Here is a 21,316-nt window from a genome sequence, read left to right as displayed (position 1 = left end):
CGGCTGGAGCCGCTCCTGTCCCTCCTGCGCCGTTCCCGTCCGTCAGCGCGTCCACGCCGCCAGCCAGGCCTCCAGATGGTTCTCCAGCAGCCAGTCGCGGATCACCGCCTCGCGCAGCGCATCGCCGCGGCGGGCCAGCTCGGCGCGGTCGGCCAGGTGCTCGCGGATCGCGCCGGTCCAGTCGCGGAAGCGGTTCTTCACCCGGGTGACCGGCAGGCTGCACTGGTAGGGCACGATGTCGGTGCAGATCACCGGGTAGCCGAGCACGCCGTATTCGAGCAGCTTGAGATTGGACTTGGCCTCGTTGAAAGCGTTGATCTCCAGCGGCGCCAGCGCCAGGTCCAGCCCCAGGCCGGCGAGCTTGGCCGGGTACTTGTCGATCGGCACCCCGGGCTGGAAGTCGGCGACATAGGCGCGCAGGGCCTCGGGGCACATGCCGAGGAACACCCACTCGACCTCGTCGGCCAGTTCCTTGACCACGTCGGCGATCAGCTCGAGGTCGCCGGTATGGCTGACCCCGCCGGCCCAGCCGATGCGCGGCTTGCCGCCCTGCCGCCGCAGCGGCGCCAGGTCGAGCCAGCGCGAGCCGTCGATGCGGTTGGGCATCACCCGGATGTCGTCGTGATAGTCGCGCATGGCCTGCGCCAGCGGCTCGGTCGAAACCACGAAGCGGTCGCACAGGGCGATCGCCTCGCGCAGGCAGCGGCCCATCTCGGCCGGCATCTCGTTGCGGTGCAGGCTCTTGACCGGCACGTTGGTGACCAGGTCGTCGAGCTCGTAGACCATGAACGGGTCGACGAAGCGGCGCGTCTCCTGCATGCGGCGCACCTGGTGCTCGTAGATCTGGCGCTGGTAGACCACGCTGTCGGCGTCGAGCCGGCGGCGCTCGCCCGGGTGCAGCAGGTCGTAGCTGATCAGCGTCTCGGCCAGGCCGGCGCGCGCCATCGCGCTGGCCGGCTGGATGATGCGGTAGTGGCCGCAGCCGGTGGCGTCGGCCGGATGCACCATCACGCGCGGCAGCGGCTTCCAGCCGAGCACCGGGTGCTGCAGCACCGGCCGGTGCTCGACCGCGAACGGCTGGCCGACGCTGACGAAGTTCGGGTTGTAGGCCGGATCGGCGGCATAGCTCGGCAGCCAGCGCTCCAGCAGCGGCTCGACCGCGGCGCGGTCCTCGATGCCGACCTTGGCGCCGGGGAGCGGCTGGCCGCTGCCGGTCCAGTCCAGCCGCGCCGCCACGCCTTCGCACATCAGGCTGACGAACGGCGTCCACAGCACGCCCTCGCCGGTCTCGCCCAGCCGCAGCTGGAAATCGACCTCGGCCGCGACGCCGAGCGCGGCGTCGAAGCCGCCGAGCCGCTCGAAGCGGTCGCGCCGCAGCAGCAGCATGCCGCCGCCGACCGCCGAGAAGCGCTGGGCGACATGGGCGCGGCCGAGCGGACCGGCATCGTCGTGCGACAGGCCGGCGAAGGCAGGCGCATGGCCGCCGTCGATGCCGAGGATCAGCCCGCCGCCCTGCAGCTTGCCCTGGCCGTCCAGGAGGCGCGGCGCCGCGGCGGCGATGCCGGGCCGCTGCAGCTCGCCGACCAGGCCGTCGAGCCAGCCGGCGTCGAGCGGCGTGCAGTCGAAGTGCATCAGCCCCAGCAAGCCGCCGCGCGCCTCGCGCGCCAGCAGGTTGTAGAGCACCGGCAAGGGCGCCGGCTCGGCGTAGCGGAACACCCTGAGGCGCGGATCGCCCATCGCGTCCAGCCCCTGCAGGAAGGCCATCACCGCCGCGTCGGTGCTGCCGCTGTCGAGCAGCAGGATCTCGAACTCGGGGTAGCGGGTGTGGGCGAACAGGCCTTCGATGCAGCGCTGCAGCCGCGGCAGGTCGTCGCGCACCGGGATCAGCAGCGACACCAGGCCGGCCGCCGGGCCGTCCCACTGCCAGCGGAAGCTGCCGGGCCGCCAGCCGGGCTCGAGCCGGGCCGGCAGGCCGGCGCGGGCCAGCGCGTTGGCACCGGCGCGGCGGGCGGCCGCGACCTGCTCGGCCAGCGGCAGGATCGCCTCGGGATGGCGGTGGTAGAGCACCGACGGCAGGTGGCCGACCGCCTGGACGCCCCAGCGCTGCCAGGTGCGCAGCGCCAGGTCGACGTACTCGGCGCCGGCCAGCTCGGCCGGTACGCCGCCGAGCGCCAGCAGCGCATCGCGCCGCACCAGCGCCAGGCCGCCGATATAGGGCATCGACAGCAGGTAGTTGGGATCGAAATCGGGCTTGAACACCGCGTCGCCGCAGGCGCCCTCGGCCAGCAGCGTGTCCTCGTCGGTGTAGACGAAGCGCCAGTCCGGATTGCGCCGGGCCGCCTCGGCCACCCGCAGCAGCGCCTGGCCTTCGAGCTGGTCGCCGGCGTTGATCCAGCCGATCCAGTCGGCGTCGCTGCGGCCGGCGATGGTGGCGAGGCCGGTGGCCAGCGGGCCGTTGACGGTGAGCCAGTGGAAGCGCTCGCCGACCGGCACCCCGGCCGGCAGCGGCTGCGGCGACAGCACCCAGATGGCGATGTGCTGGTAGAGCTGGGCGCCGAGGCTCTGCACCGTGGCGGCCAGCCGCGATTCGGCGCCGGCCGGCAGGTAGACCGCCAGCGCGATGCGCGGCGGCTGCGGCCAGCTTTCGATCAGCAGGTCGTACTGGCGCGCCTCGGGCTCGGTCAGGCGGCAGCGCTTGAGGTAGTCGGCGTACGGGTCGTCGGCATGGTAGGCGCGCACGTCCTCGCCCAGCGCGCCGACGCCGGCGTTGATGTAGAACTGCAGCGAGCACAGCTCCATCAGCTCTTCCCGGCCGACGCCGGCCAGCTTCATGCGGCCGAGCTCGATGTCGAGCTTGTCGTGGCCCTTGTTGGCCTCGAAGAACGCCGCCAGGCGCTGGTCGATGCCGTAGTGCATGAAGTTCACATGGAAGCCGGTCTCGTGCAGGAAGCGGCGGAATTCCTTGAGCGTGAAGAAGCGGATGTGGGTGATGTCGAGCAGGCCGGCGGCGTCGTAGCGCCAGAAGCCGGCCGCCAGGTCCTCCATCAGCTTGAGGTTGCGCACGTTGGGGATGCTGACGATCACCTGGGCCGCGGTCGACAGGTAGGGCTGCAGCGCCGTCATCACCGCCCACGGGTTGTACATGTGCTCGAGCACGTCGGCCAGGATCACGCCGTCGAGCGAACCCTTGGCGATGCCCTCCTTCTCCAGGTCGAAGTCCTCGAACATGCCGACCAGCACGCGGTCGAGCCGGCCGGCGGCGATCCGGGCCGCCGCCCGGTTGGTCTCGACGCCCCACACCTGGCATTCGGGGAACTTGCGCTTGAGCAGCTCGCCGGTGCCGCCCGAGGCGCAGCCGATGTCGAGCACCAGCTTGGGATTGTTGCTGAACATCTCGACCAGGTCGGCGCGCGCGCCGGCGTGGTAGCCGGTGGCGTCGATCTCCTCGACGTCGAGGTATTGCTGCCAGACGTAGAGCTTGGGCGCCGCCGGCCGCAGCAGCCGGCGCATCAGTTGGCCGACGCGCTCGCCGGCCTGGCCGTCGCAGCCGATGTTGTAGCGCGGCGCGGCGGCCCGCAGCGCCACCGCGAGCCGCTCGCGCAGCGCCGGCTCGGCCACCAGCCGCGCCAGCACGGCCGGCAGCTCGGCGGCGTCGACCTCGAGCACGCCGCTGTCGGCGTCGAAGCTCGGCCCGAGCCGGGTGCCGCAGGCGGTCAGCATATTGATCACCGGCGTGCCGGCCTGCATCGCCTCGACCTGCATGTTCGAATCGACGCCGACCAGCACGTCGGCGGCGACCACCCAGTCCTCGGCGTCGCTGATGCTGTAGTGCAGCGTGCCGGCCGGCAGGCCGCAGCCGGCCGTGAAGCGGGCCAGCTCGGCCTGCGGATCGGCATGGGTGCCGGGCCGGTCCTTGACCACGAATTCGGCGTCGACGCCGGCGCGGTGCAATACGGCCACCGCGGCGACGAAATCGCGCAGGCCGATCGAGAAGGCCTGCCGGTCGTTGAGCGCGGTCAGCCGCGCCGACCAGGTGGTGGCATGCACCAGCCAGGGCTTGGCCGGGTCGAGGCCGTAGCGCGCCGCCAGCCGGGCGCGGCGTTCCTCGCGGGTTTCGGCGGGATCGGCATAGCGGTCCCAGGCCGGGTTGCCGGTCACGTGGCAGCGCTCGGGCTCGACGCCGATGTCGAGATAGCTCTCCAGCCCGCGCTCGCCGTAGACCGCCAGCTGGTCGGCATGCAGCGCGCCGTGCACCGTGTAGGGCCGGCTCAGCGCCACGCCGTGCATCAGCTGCAGGCTCGGCAGCTGGCGCTGGCGCGCCCACAGCACGGCGGTCTTGGACAGCAGCGTGACGTCCTCGCTGAGCACCAGCAGGCGCAGGTCGAACAGCGTCGCCGCCATCTCCAGCGCGTCGATCAGCTGCAGCTGGCCGCCGAGCTCGGCCGCCACCCGCGACTGCGCCAGCGGCACGAAGCGGGCGGCGTCGAGGCCGAGCTGCTCGCGCTGCGCCGCCCAGGCCGGCGAGGCCAGGTATTCCCCGACCTTGCCGAGCACGTGGTCGGTCTCGTGCCGCGCCCGCTCGCGCGCCTGCTCGTCGAGCACGCCCTCGAGCCGGCCGAGCTTGCCGCCGGCCGCCTCGATCCGGGCGGCCAGCGTGGCGTCGTGGCAGAAGTCGGGCGCCAGCACCACCAGGCCCGGCTCGCGCCGGCACAGCGCCTCGAGCGCGCCGTGATAGCGCGGCCACAACAGCGAAACGATCGCCCCCTGCCTCATTGCTGCATCTCCCGCCGAAGGCGTCCAGGTACTCGACCAGCAGGCCGCGCACCATGTTGTATTCGAAGCCCGGCCCGAGCGGCACTTCGCGCGCATGGAAGGCCGCCGCGAATTCGCCGCCGCGGTACCAGTCGGCGGCGATCCGCAGCGCCTCGTCGTCGAGCGCTGCCTGCGCGTCCCAGTGGTCGAGCAGGGCCTGCGCCGCCGGCGACAGCCACGGCGCGGCGTCGAAGCCGGGCCAGCGCGCGCGCAGCGCGCCGAGCAGCTGGTCGAACAGGCTGGCGTTGCGCACCCGCGCCAGCGCGGCGTCGAGCACCGCCCATTGTTCCTCGCCGAAGGCCGGCGGCAGCGCGGCCGGCAGGCCGGCGGCCAGGTCGGCCGCCCTCGCCTGCTGGCGCGCCAGCCAGTCGGCGTTGGCGGCACGGTCGGCGCCCTTCTGCAGCACCGCCAGGCAACGGCCGGTCGCCTCGATCGGCATCGGCCAGACCAGCTCGCGTTCGAGCCAGCCGATGAAGTCGGCCAGCCGCGCATCGGCCATCGCCCAGCCCAGCAGCCGCTGCCAGGCATGGCGCTGGCCGAGCGCGCCGAGCCAGCGGTTGGCGGCACCGCTGCCGACGCCATCGAACGGCGTGGCCGCGATCACCCGGTAGCCGTGGCGGTCGGCCCACCAGGCCAGCTCGGTGCTGCGGCGGTCGGCGCCGTCGTCCGGCGCGGCCAGCTCGAACAGCAGCCAGGCGCCCGCTTCCAGCTGCGGGTCGAGCCGGGCCAGCCGCTCGGGCCAGTCGGCCGCGCTGCTGGCCAGCGCCAGGCATTCGCCGGCGGCGACCGGCGCCGTGGCGGCGGGATCGGCGTCAGGATCGGCGTGGCGGAGCGGCCGGCCTTGGCAGGCCCGCTCGATCGCCAGGATCGCGAGCTGGCGGGCCAGCGGCGGCCGCCGGCCGTCGAGCAGGGCCAGCAGGTCGGCGAGGCTGTCGGCCGACGCCGGCCTTTCGGCCAACACCGGCCTTTCGGCCGGCAGGGATGCGTGTGCGCTCATCAGGAATTCCCCGTTGCGGCTGCGGACGCGACGAACTGGTCGCGCAGCAGGCCGAATTCGATCACGTCGACGAAACGGCCGTTCTTGTAGGCGGCCTCGACGCGGCGGCCCTCCTCGCGCATGCCGAGCCGCGCCGCCAGCGCGAGCATGCCGGCGTTGTCGGCGAAGGTGCCGCAGTGGATGCGGTGCAGGTTGAGCGCGGCGAAGCCGTGCGCCACGATCAGCCGGGCGGCCTCCAGGCCGTAGCCCTGGCCCCAGGCGGCGCGGTCGCCGAGCAGGATGGCGAACTCGGCGCTGCGGTAGATCGGATGGATGCCCTGCAGGCCGACGTTGCCGACGTGACGGCCGTCGCTGCGCAGCGTGATCGCCAGCGTCAGCGCGTCGCGCGCGGTCGCGGCGCGGGCGATGAAGTCACGCGCCTGCTCGCGGCCGTAGGGCCAGACGCCGTGCGAATTGCCGGCGCAGACCTGGCCGTCGTTGAGCCAGCCCGGGTAGGGGCCGTCGGCGTCGGCCGGGCACAGCGCGCGCAGCGCCAGCCGCGGCCCGGTCAGGAGCGGCGGCAGGCTCATGCGGCCTCCCGCAGCGCGTCGAGCTGGCCGAACACCTTGCGGAAGGCGGCGATCAGCTGGTCGAGGTCGGCCGTACTCCAGCCGGCGTGGCAGAAGTCGCCGGTCAGCAGTTCGGCGGCATGCATGCGCTCGGTCACCGGGCACAGCGCCGAGCCGTAGTCGGGCAGCGTGCCGGCCGCGCGCGCCTGGGCGAACGGGAAGCCGTCGCGGCCGAGGGCGATGCCCTTGCGGTAGATCGGCTGGGTGTAGAGCGGCTTGACGTAGCCCTCGCCGACCGGGAAGCCCTCGGCCCGCAGCGCAGCGGCCACCTTTGCGCGCGGCACGCCGGTGGCGGCCGCGTCGTACTTGAACGGGAACACGTACCAGCCGTGCTCGACCTCCGCCCCGGGCCGCGGCGGCGTCAGCCCCGGCAGGCCCTCGATCGCCGCCGCCAGCCGCGCCGCGTTGGCCTGGCGGGCGGCCACCAGCGCCGGCAGCTTCTTCAGCTGCTCGGCGGCGATGGCGGCCTCGATCTCGGTCATGCGGTAGTTGTAGCCGACCAGGTTGACCAGCTCCTCGGCCGCGATGTCGGGCGACTTCTGCTGCACCACCACCTCGGCGTGGTTGCGGATCAGCTGCAGCCGCTCGGCCAGCCGCGCGTCGTCGGTGGTGACCACGCCGCCTTCGCCCGAGTGGATGGTCTTGTGGTAGTTGAGGCTGAACACCGCCATGTCGGCCCGGCTGCCGGCGTAGCGGCCGTCGCGCCGCGCGCCGGGGCCTTGGGCGTTGTCCTCGATCACCACGATGCCGTGCTCGCGCGCCAGCGCCACGATGGCCGGGATGTCGGCCGGGTAGCCGAACAGGTCGACCACGATGATCGCCCGCGTGCGCGGCGTGATCAGCGGCCGGATGGTGGCGGGCGTCAGGCAGAAGTGGTCGGGATCGATGTCGGCGAACACCGGGATGCCGCCGTAGACCACCGCCGCCACTGCCGAGGCGCTCATGGTGTAGGGCGAGACGATGACCTCGTCGCCGGGGCCGACGCCGGCCGCGCCGACCGCGGCGAACAGGCCCGAGGTGGCCGAGTTGAGGCTGACCGCGTGGGCGGTGCCGAAGAAGGCCTCCCAGGCGCGTTCGAGCGCCTGAACGCGCTGGCCGCCGTAGAAATCCATCGACCAGGTGCCGAGGAATTGCGACAGCACGCCGCTGTCGAGCACCGCCATGACGGCCTGCTTCTCCTCCTCGCCGATCGTCCGGTACTGCGGCAGCGGTGCGCTGCGCACCGGCTGGCCGCCCAATAGCGCCAATCGTTCCATCTTCGCTCCTCTAGCGTGTCCGCGCAGCCGCCAACGGCCCGCATGCTCCGGTAGGAGCGGCTTCGGCCGCGAGCCGGCCAGGCTCGCACGAATGCCCATTCGCGGCTGAAGCCGCTCCTACCGGTCGGTTGTCCAGGTCCATTCAGGGCCGGTCCTCGAGCTGCTGGCGCGGCGGCTGCGGCGCGCGCACGCCCTGCTGCGCCAGCGCGATCTCGAGCATCGCCTCGAGCCGGATCACCCGCTCGGTCAGCTGCTCGATCCGCGTCTGCTGGTGCTTCATCGCGCCGGCCATGCGCTCGACCTTGTCGTTCATCTTGATCACGGTCGCCAGCGCGTCCCACATCTTGTCGGCGATGCTCATCAGGCGGCCTTCCGGGCGGCGGGCGCGGCTTCGAGCGCGGCGATGCGGCGGTCCGATTCGTCGACGAAGCGCAGCGCCTCGTCGATCGCGGCGCCGGCCTGCTCGGTGGCCTTGACCACCTGGTCGATCATGCCGTCCAGCAGCGCCTCTTCCTCGGCCGGCGCGTAGCGGTCGGCGGCGCGGCGCAGGTATTCGCCCATCGACACGCCCGAGGCCTTGGCCAGGCTGGCGATGCGCTGCTTCTCCTGGGCGGTGACCAGGACCGGGATGCGTTCGGTTGCGGTTGCCATGCTAGTTCTCCTGCACATGTGCTGCACATGTCCACTATAGGGCAAACGACCGCCGCCGCAAGGGGTGCGCGCCTGTCGTTTCAGACGGCCATGCCGCCGAGGCGCAGCGCCAGCCGGCCGACCCGCTCGGCCGCCAGTCCGTCGGGCGGCGCCAGCTGCGGCGCCGGCAGCCGTGCCAGCCAGTCGGACAAGGCCGCGGCCAGTTGGTCGCGCCGATACACCGCCCGGCTCCAGCCGAGCCGGTTGGACGGCAGCGCGTCCTCGCCCGGCAGGCCCGGCTGGTAGCTGAGCACCGGCCGGCCGAGCAGGCAGGCCTCGAGCAGCAGCATCGAACCCATGCCGAGCACGCCGTCGGCCGCCAGCGCCCATTCATGGCTGTCGCCGCCTTCGAGCAGGCGGGCCCAGGGATGGCGCGCGGCTTCGGCCCGCCAGTCGTCGGCGCGCTCGCGCGGATGCGGCCGCAGCCATACCGTCGGCGGCGCCGGCATGGCGTCGAACTGCGCGGCCAGGTCGCGCCAGGCATCCCGTTCCGAAAAGCCGAGCGCCGCGCGCGCCGCCGCTTCGCCGCCGTGCAGCTCGGCCAGCGGCTGCGAGGCATACAGCAGCGCGGTGCCGGCCGCGCCGGCCTGCTGCCGCAGCGCAGCGCGCCGCGCCGGGTCGAAGCCGGCGCGCAATGCGGCCAGCCGGTCGAGCGCGGGCTGGCCGGTCGCCGCCGCCTGCGGCGCGCCGAGCGCACGCAGCGCCTCGGCGCTGGCCTGGTCCATGGCGGCGATGCAGTCGGGCCAGTGCCAGGCGCCGGCCGGATCGCGGAAACGCAAGGGGTAGTTGGACCAGAAGTCGAGCAGCGCCAGGCTGGGCAGGCCGTCCGCCCGCGCCGCGTCCCACAGCGCGCGCTCGTAGTCGAGCCCGTTGGCCGAGGTGGTGGTCAGCAGCAGCGCGGCACCCTGCTCGCGCCGCCGGGCGACCAGCCAGGCGGCCGGGTCGAAGCCGGCCTCGGCCAGCGTCTCGACCGCCAGGCCGCGCGCGGTCCACAGCGCCGGCGCCTGGCGGTAGCCGGCGCAATGCAGCCGCACGCCCTGCCCCTGCAGCCAGTCCAGCACCGGCGCCAGCGCATTGGCGCCGCCCGGGTCGCCGGCCACGGCCAGCACGGCGGCTTCAGTCACCTTCCACCTCGACCGCGGCGCCGCGGTCCAGGCTGTCGACCGCCGCCGCGGCCACCCGCAGCGCGGCCAGGCCGTCCGCGCCGCTGCACAGCGGCGGCCGGCCGCCGGCCACCGCCGCGGCCAGGTCGGCCACCGCGTGCAGCAGCACGTCGGTCAGCAGGCCGTCCTGCCGCTCGAGCGGCAACAGTTGCCGGTAACCGGGATAGTCGGGGCTGGCGCCGGTGGCCGAAATCTCGACCACATGGCCCGATTCGCCGAAGCGCAGCCGCGCCCGCTCGGTCAACAGGTCGAGCTCGAACGGCGCGTAGTCCTCGAACGACAGCGCCTGCAGCCAACCGCCGCAGCCGCCGGCGAATTCCAGCCGCAGCGATGGCGTCGGGTCGCCCTCGAAAGCCGGCATGCCGTCGTCGAAGGCCTGCACCCGCGCGATCTCGCCGGCCAGCAGCCGGGCCCAGTCGAACCAGTGGCTGCCGTTGTGGGCCACGCCCTTGGTGTAATGGCCGGTCAGCGCGCGCAGCCGGCCGAATTCGCCGCCGCGCAGCCGCGCCGCCAGCGCCTGCATCGGCGCCGAATAGCGGCGGCCGTAATTGACCGCCAGCACGACGCCGCGCGCGCGCGCCTGCGCCACCAGCGCCGCAGCTTCGGCCGGCGTGGCGGCCAGCGGCTTCTCGGCCAGCACGCCGCGCACGCCGGGCGCGTCGAGCACTTCGGCCAGCACCTGCGCATGGGTGGCGTCGGGCGAAGCCACGCTGACCAGCGCCGGCCGCACGGCCGCCAGCATCTCGCGATGGTCGGCCCAGGCCGGCACGCCGAAGCGCGCGGCCGCCTCGCCGCGCGCCGGCGCCGACGGATCGGACAAGCCAACCAGTTGCACCCCGGCGGTCGCGGCATAGGCCGCCGCATGGCTGGCCACGCCGACGCGCGCCGAGGCGGCGGCGAAGCCGGCGCCGATGCGGCCGCAGCCGATCACCGCCGCAGTCAGCGTCATGCCAGGCAATCCCAGCTCAGCGGCGTGCCGCGCTTGAGCGCGGTGCGCGCGCGGCGGCCGAGCACCAGTTCGAGATGCTTGGGCGCGAGGCCGAGGCCCGGCCGGATCGCCCGCACGTTGTCGGGGCCGAAGGCCTCGCCCGCGGCCATGTCGCGCACCACGTAGAGCGAGCGGCGATAGACCAGCGATTTCTGCTCGGCCGCGGTGGCGCCGTAGCGCACCTGGCCCAGCGCCTGCCAGGCGCGGCCGGTCTCGGTCACCAGGCTGGCCATCTCCTCGGGCTCGAGCGAGAAGGTCGAATCGACGCCGCCGTCGGCGCGGCGCAGGGTGAAGTGCTTCTCCACCACCGTGGCGCCGAGCGCCACCGCCGCCACCGCGGCGCCGACGCCCATGGTGTGGTCCGACAGCCCGACCTCGCAGCCGAACAGCTCGCGCAGGTGCGGAATGGTGCGCAGGTGGGTGTTCTCGGGCGAGGCCGGATAGGTGCTGGTGCACTTGAGCAGCACCAGGTCGCGGCAGCCGGCGGCGCGCGCGGCGCGCACGCTCTCGTCGAGCTCGGCCACCGTGGCCATGCCGGTCGAGATGATCATCGGCTTGCCGGTGGCGGCCACCTTGCGGATCAGCGGCAGGTCGGTGTTCTCGAAGCTGGCGATCTTGTAGGCCGGCACGCCGAGCGTTTCGAGGAAGTCGACCGCGCTCTCGTCGAACGGGGTGGAGAAGGCCAGCATGCCGAGCTCGGCGGCGCGCGCGAAGATCGGCGCATGCCATTCCCACGGCGTGTAGGCCTCCTGGTAGAGCTTGTACAGCGAGGTGCCGGCCCACAGGCTGGCCGGGTCGCCGATGTGGAACTCGCCCTCGTCGAGGTCGAGCGTCATGGTGTCGGCGGTATAGGTCTGCAGCTTGAGCGCATGCGCGCCGCTGCGGGCCGCCGCCTCGACGATGGCCAGCGCGCGGTCGAGCGACTGGTTGTGGTTGCCGCTCATCTCGGCGATCACGAACGGGGGCGCGTCCTGGCCGATGGGGCGGGGGCCGATGTGGAAGCTGGGCATGGCGATGCTCCGGTGAGACTCGATTCTTTGGACTCGGAAAAGGCCGGCGCGTCAGCCGGCGCCGAACAGCTTGGCGAAGCGCGGCCGCGCGGCCTGCCATTCGCCGGCGGTGATGCCGAGCAGGTGCACGTCGAGCCGGCCACCGTCCTTGACCACGTTGGCGCGACGCACGCCCTCGGCGACGAAGCCGAATTTCTGGTGCATCTCGATCACCTTGGGATTGGTCTCGAGCACTTCGCAGTTGAGCTTCTCCAGCCCCAGCTCGATCAGCGCGAGGTCGAGCAGCTTGAATTCGACCACGCCGCCGACGCCTTTGCCCTGCATCTCCTCGCTCAGGTAGAAGGCCCAGTCGGCGGCCTTGTCGGGCCAGCGGATGGCGCGCAGCGCGACCAGGCCGACCACTTCGCCGTGGTAGCGCACCACCATCACCCGCTCGCGCGCATTGCCCTGCAGGCCGGCGATCCAGCCGGCGTGCTCCTCGGCCGAGATCAGGTGGTCGTTGTACATGTAGCGGCGCACGCCCTCGGCGTTGCGCAGCTGGCGGATCCGCTCGATCACCTCGGCCGGCTGCTCGGTCAGCGGCTCGAAGCGCACTTCGTCGACATTGGCCTTGCCCATTTCAATGCTCCCCGTTCATCGCCCATAGCGCGGCGCAGACGCGCGCCGTGCCCTGCCCGTCCACCAGCGCCCGCGCGGCGCTCGCCATCGCGGCGCGGCGGCCGCGGTCGGCGGCCAGTTCCGCCACCGCCTGCGCGATGGCGGCCTCGTCGACCGCATCGGCCGGGCCCAGGTAGACCTGCGCGCCGCGTGCCGCCAGCAGCTCGGCGTTGGCGCGCTGGTTGTCGGCTACCGCGATGCAGACCGTCGGCAGGCCCAGCGCGGCGCGCTCCCAGCTGGTCGCGCCGCCGGCGCCGACGAAGATCTCGGCCGCGCGCATGCGCGCGGCCATGTCGTTCACCTGCCGCTCCAGCCGCCAGCCGTGCGCCGCGCAGTCGGCCGCGATCGCCTCGAAGGCGGGGTTGGCTGCACCGGCGATCACCTCGACCTCGAGACCGTCCAGCGTAGCCAGCGCGCGCAGCGCCTTGCGCGTCTCGCCGGTCGGATCGGCGCCGCCGAAGCTGACGAGCACGCGGCGTGCCTGCGCGGCGAAGGCGCGCTCGCCGGCGTCGGCGAACTCCTCGCGCAGCAGGGCGTAGCCAGGGCCGAGCAGGCTGCGGCAATCGGGCGGCAGCAGGCCGGCATAGGCGGCCGGCGTGGCGGTCAGGTTCTGGTCGAGCAGCAGTCGCGCCGCGTGCGGCCGGTTGGCCAGGTCGTCGATCGCCATCAGCCGGTCGGCGAAGGCCTGCGCCCCGCGCTCCCAGCGCGCGTCGAGGCCGTAGTGGTCGACCACGCAGCAATCGAAGCGGCGGCCGTCGAGCGCCCCGGCCAGAGCGGCCAGGTCGGCCTGCCCGTCGATGGCGGCTTCGGCGGCGCCGGCCGGGTCGTCGCCCGGATAAGTCGCCGGCAAGGGAACGAAGGGGAATTCGGCGGCGATCGCCTCGCCCAGGTGGCCGTCGAGCAGGCGGCTGGCGAAGCACGGCTCGGCGCCCTGGCCGCGCAGCGCGCGCGCCAGCGTCAGGCAGCGCATCGCGTGGCCGCTGCCGATCCGGCGCGAGGCGTCGGCGCGGAACAGCAGCCTCATCCGTCGATCTCGCCGGTGCGCAGCAGCGCGGCGTACATCAGCTCGGCGCGCTGCCAGTCCTCGGCGGTGTCGATGTCCTGCACCAGGTAGCGCGGCAGCACGATCGGCAGCGCGCACGGCGAGAACACCACGTCGCCGCGCAGCCAGGCCTCGCTGCGGCCCCAGTAGAACTGGCCGGCGTCGTGGTAGGCCTCCTCCAGGTCCTGCGAGCGGGTGTCGCGGTATTCCGGGTAGAGCGCGTCGATGCAGCCGGCGGCGTCGATGCGCACCGCGCGCTGCACCGGGAAGGCGAAGGTGGTGACCGGGAAGGCGTAGGACTTGTCGGGCCGCGCCGCCAGCGCCTCGAAGCCCTGGCGCAGATAGACCGGCTGCACGAAGGGCGCGGTGGCGTAGAGGCAGCACAGGTATTCGGGCGCATCGCCCTGGCGGCGCAGCGCCTCGATCGCGTGCTGGATCACCGGCACCGTGCCGGCATGGTCGCCGGCGAGCGCCTGCGGCCGCTCGAACGGCGTCTCGGCGCCGTGGGCGCGCGCCACCGCCGCGATCTCGGCGTCCTCGGTACTGACCACCACCCGGTCGAACAGGCCCGAGCGCAGCGCGGCACGGATCGAGTGGGCGATCATCGGCAGGCCGTGGAACGGCTTGACGTTCTTGCGCGGGATGCGCTTGCTGCCGCCGCGCGCGGGAATCAGGGCGATCTTGCTCATGCGGTTGCCGCCTGCTGGGCCGCCGATGGCGGCCGGATTGGACACACCGCCGGCCGGGCCGGCGATCCTTGCGCCTAGGCTGCCGGCGCCTTGCGCAGCGCAGCGTGCAGCGCGCCGACCACCTGGTCCTGCTCGGCATCGGTCAGGCCGGCGTACAGCGGCAGGCTGATCGCCTCGCCGTAGTAGCGCTCGGCCTCGGGGAAGTCGCCGGGCGCGAAGCCCAGCGCGCGATAGTAGGGCTGCAGGTGGACCGGGATGTAGTGCAGGTTGACGCCGATGCCGGACGCGCGCAGTGCCTCGAACACCTCGCGGTGGCCGCGGCCGATCTCGCCCAGCCGCAGCCGCACCACGTAGAGATGCCAGGCCGATTCGGCGCCGGGCTGGCGGGTCGGCAGCGTCAGCGGCAGATCGGCCAGCAGCGCGTCGTAGCGCGCCGCCAGCGCGCGGCGGCGGGCCAGGAAGGCGTCGAGCTTGCCCAGCTGCGACAGGCCCAGCGCGGCCTGCAGGTCGGTGATGCGGTAGTTGAAGCCGAGCTCGGTCTGCTGGTAGTACCACGGGCCGTGGCTCGGCTCGGTCATGCGGGCCGGGTCGCGCGTCATGCCGTGGCTGCGCAGCTGCTCGAGCCGCGCGGCCAGCTCGGGCCGGTTGGTCAGCACCATGCCGCCCTCGCCGGTGGTGACGATCTTGACCGGGTGGAAGCTGAACACCGTCATGTCGGCATGGTCGCCCGAGCCGACCGGCCGGCCCAGGTAGCTGGCGCCGACCGCGTGCGAGGCGTCCTCGATCACGCTGAAGCCATAGCGGCGCGACAGCGCGTGGATGCGCGCCATGTCGCAGCTCTGGCCGGAGAAGGCCACCGGCACCACCACGCGGGGCAGCCGGCCGAGCCGGTCGGCGGCTTCGAGCTTGGCCTCCAGCAGGTCCGCGTCCATGTTCCAGGTGGCCGGGTCGATGTCGACGAAATCGACCTCGGCGCCGCAGTAGCGGCCGCAGTTGGCCGAGGCGAGGAAGGTGTTGGGGCTGGTCCACAGCCGGTCGCCCGGACCGAGGCCGGCGGCCAGGCAGGCGAGGTGCAGCGCGGCGGTGGCATTGCACACCGCCACGCCGTGGGCCGCGCCGCAGCGCGCCGCCAGCGCGGCCTCGAAGCGGCCGATGGTCGGGCCCTGGGTGAGCCAGTCCGACTGCAGCACCGCCACCACCGCGTCGATGTCGTCCTGGTCGATCTGCTGGCGGCCGTAGGGAATCATCGCATTCTCAAAAGCGCCCTCTGGCCCACCCCGTCAAGTCTCCGACTTTGCGGGGACCCGGGGCGGCGAGGGCGGGAGGAGTCGGGACAGATCAGCGAGAGCCCGTCCGGGCACGCACTGACCGCGAGCGCCCGGCTCGGCCGGGCGCCTGTACTGCAGGTTCCGCATCACGGGACGTCCGGATTGTTCAGCGCGGCGATCTCGTCGAGCCCCAGGAAGTGCGGATTGGTGTCCGAGCGGTATTCGAACTCCTCGCCCACCGGCCGGCCCTGCTCGCCGGCGCCGTCGAGCGCGAAGTCGACGTCGACGTTGGTGAAGCGCGCCGACGGCTGGATCACGTAATGGTCGGCGAACTCCAGCGTCATCCGCGCATCGTCCAGCGGCACCATCAGCTCGTGCAGCTTCTCGCCGGGGCGGATGCCGACCAGCTTGTGCGGCAGGCCGGGCGCCATCGCGCAGGCCAGGTCGACGATGCGGATCGACGGGATCTTGGGCACGAACACCTCGCCGCCGCGCATGCGCACGAAGTTCTTCAGCACGAAGTCGACGCCCTGTTCCAGCGTGATCCAGAAGCGCGTCATGCGCGCGTCGGTGATCGGCAGCTCGGTCGCGCCGTCGCGGATCAGCCGTTCGAAGAACGGCACCACCGAGCCGCGCGAGCCGACCACGTTGCCGTAGCGCACCACGGCGAAGCGCGTGCGTTGACCGCCGGCGATGTTGTTGGCGGCCACGAACAGCTTGTCCGACAGCAGCTTGGTGGCGCCGTACAGGTTGATCGGGCTGGCCGCCTTGTCGGTCGACAGCGCGATCACCTTCTCGACGCCGTTCTCGATCGCCGCGTTGATCACGTTCTCGGCGCCCGAGACGTTGGTGCGGATGCATTCGGTCGGGTTGTACTCGGCCGCCGGCACCTGCTTGAGCGCGGCGGCGTGCACCACGAAGTCGATGCCGCGCATGGCTTGGCGCAGCCGGTCACCGTCGCGCACGTCGCCGAGGAAGTAGCGCATGCTCGGCGCGTTGAATTCCTGCTGCATCTCGAACTGCTTGAGCTCGTCGCGCGAGAACACCACCACCCGGCGCGGCGGCCGTTCGCTCGCCAGCAGCGTGCGGATGAACTTGCGGCCGAACGAGCCGGTGCCGCCGGTGATCAGGATCGCCTTGTTGTCGAACATCGCTCCGTCCTCTGTCTGAGTGGTCCTGCCGAATCGGGCCGACCGCGCGGGCGGCCCTACTGGGCCGCGTCCGGCGCCGGCGTCAGCGCCGCGTTGAGGTGGGCCAGCAGCGCGTGCCGCGTCGCCGCCAGCGATGCGGTCCAGTCGCCGACGCGCGCCTGAGGATGGATCACCACGCCCGGGTACCAGCGCGAGCGCCGGTCGACGCCGTGCCAGCGCCATTCGGGCGCGTGCGGCAAGAGGCCCCAGGCCGGCACGTCGAGCGCGCCGGCCAGGTTCAGCACCGCGGTGTCGACCGAGATCACCAGCTCGACGTTGGCCAGCAGCGCGGCGGTGTCCTCGAAATCGGCGATCTCGTCGCACAGGTCGACCGTGCGGCCGTAGCGCGCCAGCGTGGCGAACTCGTCGCGGCGGTCGAGCTGCAGGTTGACGAAGGTCAGGTGCGGCACGTCGGCGAACTGTTCGGCGAAGCGCTCGATCGGGCAGTCGCGCTGGCGCACGCCGGCCGCATCGGGGTTGCCGGCCCAGCGCACCGCGACGCGGATCGAGTCGCGGTACGGGTCGAGCCGGGCCTTCCAGGCCGCCAGCCGGGCCTCGCCGGCGCGCAGGTAGGGCGTGATGTTGGGCACGCTGTCGACGGTGGTGCCGAACAGGCCGGGCAGGCTGCCCAGCGCGATCTGCCAGTCGCAGGCCGGCCGTTCGGCACCGGCGGCGACGAATTCGATGCCGGCGAAGCTGGCGCGGAACAGGCTCAGCAGCGGCGCCGGCACTTCCGCCACCAGCGCCACGCCCTGGTCGGCGATCAGCGGCAGGTAGCGGGCGAACAGGATGGCGTCGCCCAGGCCCTGGTCGCTGTAGACGAAGACCTTGCGGCCGGCCTCGATCTGGCCCTGCCAGCGCGGCTCGGCCAGGTCCGGCTGCACGCTGAGCGCCGGGTCGAGCCGCCATTCGAAGGCCTGCCAGCCGGCCGGGTAGTCGCCGTCCGCCAGCAGGCTCAGCGCCAGCTGCTGCTGCGCCTCCAGCAGCCCGGGATCGAGCGCCAGCGCGCGCCGGTAGCCGGCCGCCGCCTCGCCGTAGCGGCCGGCGCGGCGGTAGGCCTCGGCCAGGTTGAAGTGGGTGACCGCGATGCCGGGCTTGAGCTCGGCGACCTTGGCCAGCGCCTTGATCGCGCCGTCGATCTCGCCCAGGTCGAGGCAGGTCAGGCCGGCGCGTTCGAGCACCTCGAGCGCGTCGGGCGCGTTCTGCGCCGCGCGCGACAGCATGGCGACCGATTCGTCGTAGCGGCCGGCGGCGCGGTAGAGCTCGCCGAGGTTGCTGGCGTAGCGCGGATTGTCCGGTTCCTTCTGGTGGCAGTACTCGAGCGCCTCGATGGCGTTGCGCACCTCGCCCAGGCGGAACCAGGCGAGGCCGAACACTTCGAGCGCGTCGAGATTGTGCGGCTCGACGTTGAGCGCAGCCGTGGCGTGGCCGATGGTGTCCTGCCAGCGCCGTTCGTTGTAGGCGGCGATGGCGGCATCGAAGGCGGGATTCATGGTTCAGTCCTCCGGCGGCAGCTGGTTGGGGAAGAGCACGTCGGTGAAGCCGAAGCGGCTCATGTCGCGGATCCGCATCGGGTAGAGGATGCCGAACAGGTGGTCGCACTCGTGCTGCGCCACCCGCGCGTGAAAGCCCGACACCGTGCGGTCGATCGGCTGGCCGCGCTCGTCGAAGCCCTGGTAGCGCAGCTGGGTGTGGCGCGGCACCACGCCGCGCATGCCGGGCACCGACAGGCAGCCTTCCCAGTCGTCTTCCATCTGCTCGCCGATCGGCGTCAGCAGCGGGTTGCACAGGATGGTGAAGGGCACCGGCTCGGCGTCCGGGTAGCGCGGGCTCTTAAAGCCGCCGAAGATGGTCAATTGCTTGGACACCCCGATCTGCGGCGCGGCGATGCCGGCGCCGTTCTGCGCCACCATGGTGTCCTTGAGATCCTGGATCAGCGCCAGCAGTTCGGCCGAACCGAATTCCTCCGGTTCGATCGGGTCGGCCACGCGCAGCAGCAGCGGGTCACCCATTCTCGTGATCGGTCTGATTGCCATGTGGAAGCTCTGAATATTTCCGGTGCCCAACGTTCAGTTCAACACCCGGCGAAGCCGGGTGCCACCCATCCGTGCCAAATCAATCGATTCGCTGATCCATCCCCCCGCCCTCGCCGCCCTCGCCGCCGTCGGACCCCGATGGCGGTCCCCCGGCGGCGGTCCCCCGCGAAGTCGGAGACCTCGTGGGGTGGTCCAGAGGGGGCTCCGCTTACGCTCACCAGTGCGTTGGAACAGGCCAGTCGAGAGTTCATTCAGTCGCCGTCGACCTTGACCAGCGCTTCAAGCACGCGGTGCACGTGTTCGATCGCCTCGTGGAACACGCCCTCGGCGGCGGCCAGGTCGACCTGGTGGGCGCTGTCGCCGCGGCCGGCCGCCCAGTTCGACACCACCGCGACGGCGGCGTAGCTGAGGCCCGCCTCGCGCGCCAGCGCGGCTTCGGGCATGCCGGTCATGCCGACCATGTCGCCGCCGTCCTGGGCGATGCGGCGGATCTCGGCCGCCGTCTCCAGCCGAGGCCCCTGGGTCGCGCCGTAGCAGCCGCCGTCGACGATCGGCTGGTGGCTGAGCTTGGCGGCCCGCAGGATGCGCGCGCGCAGCTTGGGGCAGTACGGCTCGGTGAAGTCGATGTGGGTGACCGGCTTGTCGCCGCCTTCGAAGAAGGTGTGCTTGCGGCCGTAGGTGTAGTCGATGATCTGGTCCGGCACCGCCAGCGCGCCCGGCGGCAGGTCGTCGCGGATGCCGCCGACGGTACAGACCGAGACCACCCGCTTGATCTTCTGCTCGGCCAGCGCCCAGATGTTGGCGCGGTAGTTGATCTCATGCGGGGGATGGTGTGGCCGTAGCCATGGCGGGCGAGAAAGACCACCTGGTGGCCGTTGATCTCGCCGAAAGTCAGCGCGCCCGAAGGCTCGCCGTAGGGCGTGCGGATGACTTGACGGTGGGTGATCTGCAGGTTCTTGAGCCGGGTGAGTCCGGTTCCGCCGATGATGGCGAGCATGCGCCCTATCCCTTTGTAATGAATGTCGTCGCTGCCATTGTAGGCGCGAAACCCCTGGAACCGGCAAGCGCGCTGGCTTTGAGCTGAATTTGATGGAAATTTGAACGGGCGGTTCAGGCCCCCGGCGGAGCCGGGTGCTCGCGATCCGAGAGTGCTCGACCGACGTGCGCGCTTTTCCTAATCCATCCCTACTCCCCCCGCCCTCGCTGCCGCGAGGGAGCCTCGCTGACGCTCGTTCGCGCTCCGTCGAGCCTGCGGCTAGGCATGTCGCTGCGCTCATGCCGGTTGCCGACGCCGCAATCGAGGGGGTTCGAGGGGTTGGGTAGGAGCGGCTTTAGCCGCGAAACGCGGCCGCGCCCACCTCGGCCATTCGCGGCTAAAGCCGCTCCTACAAAAGCGGGGACTCGCGCCGAGGTGCGCGGAGGATCGAAATGGACGCTGACGAGCGTCAGCGAGGCTCCCTCGCTGCGGCGAGGGCGGGGGAGTTGGGATGAAGCAGGGACGCGCCTGCCGGTTCAGCCTGCACAAACGGCGAGCGCCCGGCTTTGCCGGGCGCCTGAGCAGCAGGCAGACCTGAACGGACGGTTCTACAAAGCAAGCGTATACGTTCTGAACACTTCGTCGTGCTGCCAGCCGTTGCGGCGGTAGACCGCCTGGGCGACCGCGTTGTCGTGCGCGGTACTGAGCTGCAGGTAGGCCGCGCCGTGCTCGCGGCCATGGCGCGCGGCGGCCTGCAGCAGGGCGTCGGCCACGCCGAGGCCGCGGGCCTCGGGCGCCACGTAGAGGTCGTACAGCACCCAGATCGGCGCCAGCGCGACCGAGCAGAAGGTCGGGTAGAGCTGCATGAAACCGACCGCCCTGCCCGCTTCCTCGGCCAGCATCACCACCGACTGGCCGGCCGCCAGCCGCATGTTGAGCCAGGTGCGCACCGCGGTCAGGTCGCTCGGCTGGCCGTAGAACTGGCGATAGGCGTCGAACAGGCGCGCAGCCTGGTCCAGGTCTTCGCCGGGCTGCAGGGTGCGCAGGTTCATGGCAGCTTCCCCGTCTCGCAGAACTGCTGCAGGTAGGCGCGGAAATCGGCGCCGATCTCGGCGTGGCGCGCCGCGTAGGCCAGCGTGGCCTGCAGGTAGCCGAGCTTGGAGCCGCAGTCGTAGCGCGTGCCGGTGAAGGGCAGCGCCAGCACCCGCTCCTCTTCCAGCAGCGCGGCGATCGCGTCGGTCAGCTGGATCTCGCCGCCCTTGCCCGGCGCGGCCTTGGCCAGGTGGCGGAAGATGCGCGGGCTGAGGATGTAGCGGCCGACCACCGCCAGCGTCGACGGCGCCTCCTCGGGCTTGGGCTTCTCGACGATGCCGGTGAGCTTGGGATAGCCCTCGCTGTTGCCGTCGGCCACCACGATGCCGTAGGAACCGGTCTCCGAGCGCGGCACTTCCTGCACGCCGATCACCGAGCTTTGGGTGCTGTCGTAGACGTCGACCATCTGCCGCATCACCGGCACCTCGGCGTCGATCAGGTCGTCGGCCAGGATCACCGCGAACGGCTCGTCCCCCACCAGCGGCCGCGCGCAGGCCACGGCATGGCCCAGGCCCAGCGCCTCGGGCTGGCGGATGTAGGCGCAACTCACGTTGCGCGGCAGGATGTTGCGCACGACGTCGAGCAGCGCCTTCTTGCCCTTGGCTTCGAGCTCGGTCTCGAGTTCGTAGGCCTTGTCGAAGTGGTCCTCGATCGCGCGCTTGTTGCGGCCGGTGACGAAGATCAGGTCGGTGATGCCGGCGGCGACCGCCTCCTCGACCGCGTACTGGATCAGCGGCTTGTCGACGACGTTGAGCATCTCCTTCGGGCTGGCCTTGGTGGCCGGCAGGAAGCGGGTGCCGAGGCCGGCGACGGGGAAGACTGCCTTGGTGACTTTTTGCATG

General features: G+C 72.2%; 20 protein-coding genes. 2 read left to right on the top strand and 18 right to left on the bottom strand.

All coding sequences use genetic code 11. From position 1 onward, the window contains the following. Nucleotides 1-42: 42 nt before the first annotated feature. Nucleotides 43-4,773 (bottom strand): methyltransferase domain-containing protein, encoded by a 4,731-nt coding sequence (locus H9L41_RS09875; protein ID WP_157462016.1) that lies wholly within the window; start codon nucleotides 4,771-4,773, stop codon nucleotides 43-45. Between the two features lie 94 nt (nucleotides 4,774-4,867). Between H9L41_RS09875 and H9L41_RS09870 the strand changes: the two genes are divergently transcribed. Next, the gene (locus H9L41_RS09870) at nucleotides 4,868-5,899 is read left to right on the top strand and encodes a hypothetical protein (protein ID WP_187523781.1); all 1,032 of its coding nucleotides are present in this window, start codon (nucleotides 4,868-4,870) and stop codon (nucleotides 5,897-5,899) included. Here the strand turns inward: H9L41_RS09870 and H9L41_RS09865 are convergent. The 15 genes from H9L41_RS09865 to H9L41_RS09795 form a co-directional block, all read right to left on the bottom strand. Beyond that, entirely contained in the window at nucleotides 5,809-6,378 is a 570-nt protein-coding gene (locus H9L41_RS09865; protein ID WP_028446776.1) for a GNAT family N-acetyltransferase, read from the bottom strand. The two genes, H9L41_RS09870 and H9L41_RS09865, sit on opposite strands and share 91 nt — an antisense overlap. Next, nucleotides 6,375-7,673 carry a DegT/DnrJ/EryC1/StrS family aminotransferase gene (locus H9L41_RS09860; RefSeq protein WP_028446775.1) on the bottom strand — a complete coding sequence of 433 codons (1,299 nt, stop codon included), beginning with the start codon at nucleotides 7,671-7,673 and terminating at the stop codon, nucleotides 6,375-6,377. The genes H9L41_RS09865 and H9L41_RS09860 overlap by 4 nt, the downstream gene beginning before the upstream one ends. A gap of 142 nt (nucleotides 7,674-7,815) precedes the next feature. Then, nucleotides 7,816-8,034 carry a hypothetical protein gene (locus H9L41_RS09855; protein WP_028446774.1) on the bottom strand — a complete coding sequence of 73 codons (219 nt, stop codon included), beginning with the start codon at nucleotides 8,032-8,034 and terminating at the stop codon, nucleotides 7,816-7,818. Beyond that, entirely contained in the window at nucleotides 8,034-8,324 is a 291-nt protein-coding gene (locus tag H9L41_RS09850; RefSeq protein ID WP_028446773.1) for a plasmid mobilization protein, read from the bottom strand. The genes H9L41_RS09855 and H9L41_RS09850 overlap by 1 nt, the downstream gene beginning before the upstream one ends. Nucleotides 8,325-8,404: 80 nt before the next feature. Continuing rightward, nucleotides 8,405-9,487: a glycosyltransferase family protein gene (locus H9L41_RS09845; protein ID WP_028446772.1), complete on the bottom strand. Its 1,083-nt coding sequence runs from the start codon at nucleotides 9,485-9,487 to the stop codon at nucleotides 8,405-8,407. After that, entirely contained in the window at nucleotides 9,480-10,475 is a 996-nt protein-coding gene (locus H9L41_RS09840) for a Gfo/Idh/MocA family protein (protein ID WP_028446771.1), read from the bottom strand. The genes H9L41_RS09845 and H9L41_RS09840 overlap by 8 nt, the downstream gene beginning before the upstream one ends. After that, complete coding sequence (gene pseI / locus H9L41_RS09835) at nucleotides 10,472-11,524, bottom strand: pseudaminic acid synthase (RefSeq protein ID WP_028446770.1); 1,053 nt, start codon at nucleotides 11,522-11,524, stop codon at nucleotides 10,472-10,474. The genes H9L41_RS09840 and pseI overlap by 4 nt, the downstream gene beginning before the upstream one ends. A gap of 51 nt (nucleotides 11,525-11,575) precedes the next feature. Continuing rightward, entirely contained in the window at nucleotides 11,576-12,142 is a 567-nt protein-coding gene (gene pseH, locus H9L41_RS09830) for a UDP-4-amino-4,6-dideoxy-N-acetyl-beta-L-altrosamine N-acetyltransferase (protein WP_084300386.1), read from the bottom strand. A 1-nt stretch (nucleotide 12,143) separates the two neighbouring features. Further along, the gene (pseG, locus tag H9L41_RS09825; RefSeq protein WP_028446768.1) at nucleotides 12,144-13,205 is read right to left on the bottom strand and encodes a UDP-2,4-diacetamido-2,4,6-trideoxy-beta-L-altropyranose hydrolase; all 1,062 of its coding nucleotides are present in this window, start codon (nucleotides 13,203-13,205) and stop codon (nucleotides 12,144-12,146) included. Further along, on the bottom strand, nucleotides 13,202-13,912 hold the full coding sequence (pseF, locus tag H9L41_RS09820) for a pseudaminic acid cytidylyltransferase (protein WP_028446767.1): 711 nt from the start codon (nucleotides 13,910-13,912) through the stop codon (nucleotides 13,202-13,204). The genes pseG and pseF overlap by 4 nt, the downstream gene beginning before the upstream one ends. A gap of 74 nt (nucleotides 13,913-13,986) precedes the next feature. Further along, the gene (pseC, locus tag H9L41_RS09815) at nucleotides 13,987-15,159 is read right to left on the bottom strand and encodes a UDP-4-amino-4,6-dideoxy-N-acetyl-beta-L-altrosamine transaminase (RefSeq protein ID WP_028446766.1); all 1,173 of its coding nucleotides are present in this window, start codon (nucleotides 15,157-15,159) and stop codon (nucleotides 13,987-13,989) included. 167 nt (nucleotides 15,160-15,326) lie between these two features. Beyond that, nucleotides 15,327-16,331, bottom strand: coding sequence for a UDP-N-acetylglucosamine 4,6-dehydratase (inverting) (pseB, locus tag H9L41_RS09810; protein ID WP_028446765.1), 1,005 nt, complete (start codon nucleotides 16,329-16,331; stop codon nucleotides 15,327-15,329). A 56-nt stretch (nucleotides 16,332-16,387) separates the two neighbouring features. Then, on the bottom strand, nucleotides 16,388-17,863 hold the full coding sequence (locus tag H9L41_RS09805) for a tetratricopeptide repeat protein (RefSeq protein WP_051319116.1): 1,476 nt from the start codon (nucleotides 17,861-17,863) through the stop codon (nucleotides 16,388-16,390). Nucleotides 17,864-17,866: 3 nt separating this feature from the next. Continuing rightward, nucleotides 17,867-18,382 carry a peptide deformylase gene (locus tag H9L41_RS09800; protein WP_308419634.1) on the bottom strand — a complete coding sequence of 172 codons (516 nt, stop codon included), beginning with the start codon at nucleotides 18,380-18,382 and terminating at the stop codon, nucleotides 17,867-17,869. A gap of 275 nt (nucleotides 18,383-18,657) precedes the next feature. After that, entirely contained in the window at nucleotides 18,658-19,179 is a 522-nt protein-coding gene (locus H9L41_RS09795) for an S-methyl-5'-thioinosine phosphorylase (RefSeq protein WP_265584035.1), read from the bottom strand. Between the two features lie 71 nt (nucleotides 19,180-19,250). Between H9L41_RS09795 and H9L41_RS24550 the strand changes: the two genes are divergently transcribed. Continuing rightward, the gene (locus tag H9L41_RS24550) at nucleotides 19,251-19,490 is read left to right on the top strand and encodes a hypothetical protein (protein ID WP_265584087.1); all 240 of its coding nucleotides are present in this window, start codon (nucleotides 19,251-19,253) and stop codon (nucleotides 19,488-19,490) included. A 500-nt stretch (nucleotides 19,491-19,990) separates the two neighbouring features. Here H9L41_RS24550 and H9L41_RS09790 read toward each other — a convergent pair whose 3' ends face one another. Together H9L41_RS09790 and galU are read right to left on the bottom strand one after the other, a co-directional pair. Then, nucleotides 19,991-20,434 carry a GNAT family N-acetyltransferase gene (locus H9L41_RS09790; protein WP_028446762.1) on the bottom strand — a complete coding sequence of 148 codons (444 nt, stop codon included), beginning with the start codon at nucleotides 20,432-20,434 and terminating at the stop codon, nucleotides 19,991-19,993. Further along, nucleotides 20,431-21,315 (bottom strand): UTP--glucose-1-phosphate uridylyltransferase GalU, encoded by an 885-nt coding sequence (gene galU / locus H9L41_RS09785; protein ID WP_028446761.1) that lies wholly within the window; start codon nucleotides 21,313-21,315, stop codon nucleotides 20,431-20,433. The genes H9L41_RS09790 and galU overlap by 4 nt, the downstream gene beginning before the upstream one ends. Between the last annotated feature and the right edge of the window lies 1 nt (nucleotide 21,316).

Origin of the sequence: Chitinimonas koreensis (assembly GCF_014353015.1) — a bacterium.
Classification (GTDB): Bacteria; Pseudomonadota; Gammaproteobacteria; order Burkholderiales; family Chitinimonadaceae; genus Chitinimonas; species Chitinimonas koreensis.
Note: the sequence above shows the minus strand (reverse complement) of the source record. Positions and strands in the feature narration are given on the sequence as shown.

Excerpts from the sequence above, each read along its gene's own strand:
- H9L41_RS09875 (WP_157462016.1), bottom strand. The coding sequence starts at position 4,773 with ATGAGGCAGGGGGCGATCGTTTCGCTGTTGTGGCCGCGCTATCACGGC.
- H9L41_RS09870 (WP_187523781.1), top strand. The coding sequence starts at position 4,868 with ATGGAAGGCCGCCGCGAATTCGCCGCCGCGGTACCAGTCGGCGGCGAT.
- H9L41_RS09865 (WP_028446776.1), bottom strand. The coding sequence starts at position 6,378 with ATGAGCCTGCCGCCGCTCCTGACCGGGCCGCGGCTGGCGCTGCGCGCG.
- H9L41_RS09860 (WP_028446775.1), bottom strand. The coding sequence starts at position 7,673 with ATGGAACGATTGGCGCTATTGGGCGGCCAGCCGGTGCGCAGCGCACCG.
- H9L41_RS09855 (WP_028446774.1), bottom strand. The coding sequence starts at position 8,034 with ATGAGCATCGCCGACAAGATGTGGGACGCGCTGGCGACCGTGATCAAG.
- H9L41_RS09850 (WP_028446773.1), bottom strand. The coding sequence starts at position 8,324 with ATGGCAACCGCAACCGAACGCATCCCGGTCCTGGTCACCGCCCAGGAG.
- H9L41_RS09840 (WP_028446771.1), bottom strand. The coding sequence starts at position 10,475 with ATGACGCTGACTGCGGCGGTGATCGGCTGCGGCCGCATCGGCGCCGGC.
- pseI (WP_028446770.1), bottom strand. The coding sequence starts at position 11,524 with ATGCCCAGCTTCCACATCGGCCCCCGCCCCATCGGCCAGGACGCGCCC.
- pseH (WP_084300386.1), bottom strand. The coding sequence starts at position 12,142 with ATGGGCAAGGCCAATGTCGACGAAGTGCGCTTCGAGCCGCTGACCGAG.
- pseG (WP_028446768.1), bottom strand. The coding sequence starts at position 13,205 with ATGAGGCTGCTGTTCCGCGCCGACGCCTCGCGCCGGATCGGCAGCGGC.
- pseF (WP_028446767.1), bottom strand. The coding sequence starts at position 13,912 with ATGAGCAAGATCGCCCTGATTCCCGCGCGCGGCGGCAGCAAGCGCATC.
- pseC (WP_028446766.1), bottom strand. The coding sequence starts at position 15,159 with ATGATTCCCTACGGCCGCCAGCAGATCGACCAGGACGACATCGACGCG.
- pseB (WP_028446765.1), bottom strand. The coding sequence starts at position 16,331 with ATGTTCGACAACAAGGCGATCCTGATCACCGGCGGCACCGGCTCGTTC.
- H9L41_RS09805 (WP_051319116.1), bottom strand. The coding sequence starts at position 17,863 with ATGAATCCCGCCTTCGATGCCGCCATCGCCGCCTACAACGAACGGCGC.
- H9L41_RS09800 (WP_308419634.1), bottom strand. The coding sequence starts at position 18,382 with ATGGGTGACCCGCTGCTGCTGCGCGTGGCCGACCCGATCGAACCGGAG.
- H9L41_RS24550 (WP_265584087.1), top strand. The coding sequence starts at position 19,251 with ATGGCGGGCGAGAAAGACCACCTGGTGGCCGTTGATCTCGCCGAAAGT.
- H9L41_RS09790 (WP_028446762.1), bottom strand. The coding sequence starts at position 20,434 with ATGAACCTGCGCACCCTGCAGCCCGGCGAAGACCTGGACCAGGCTGCG.
- galU (WP_028446761.1), bottom strand. The coding sequence starts at position 21,315 with ATGCAAAAAGTCACCAAGGCAGTCTTCCCCGTCGCCGGCCTCGGCACC.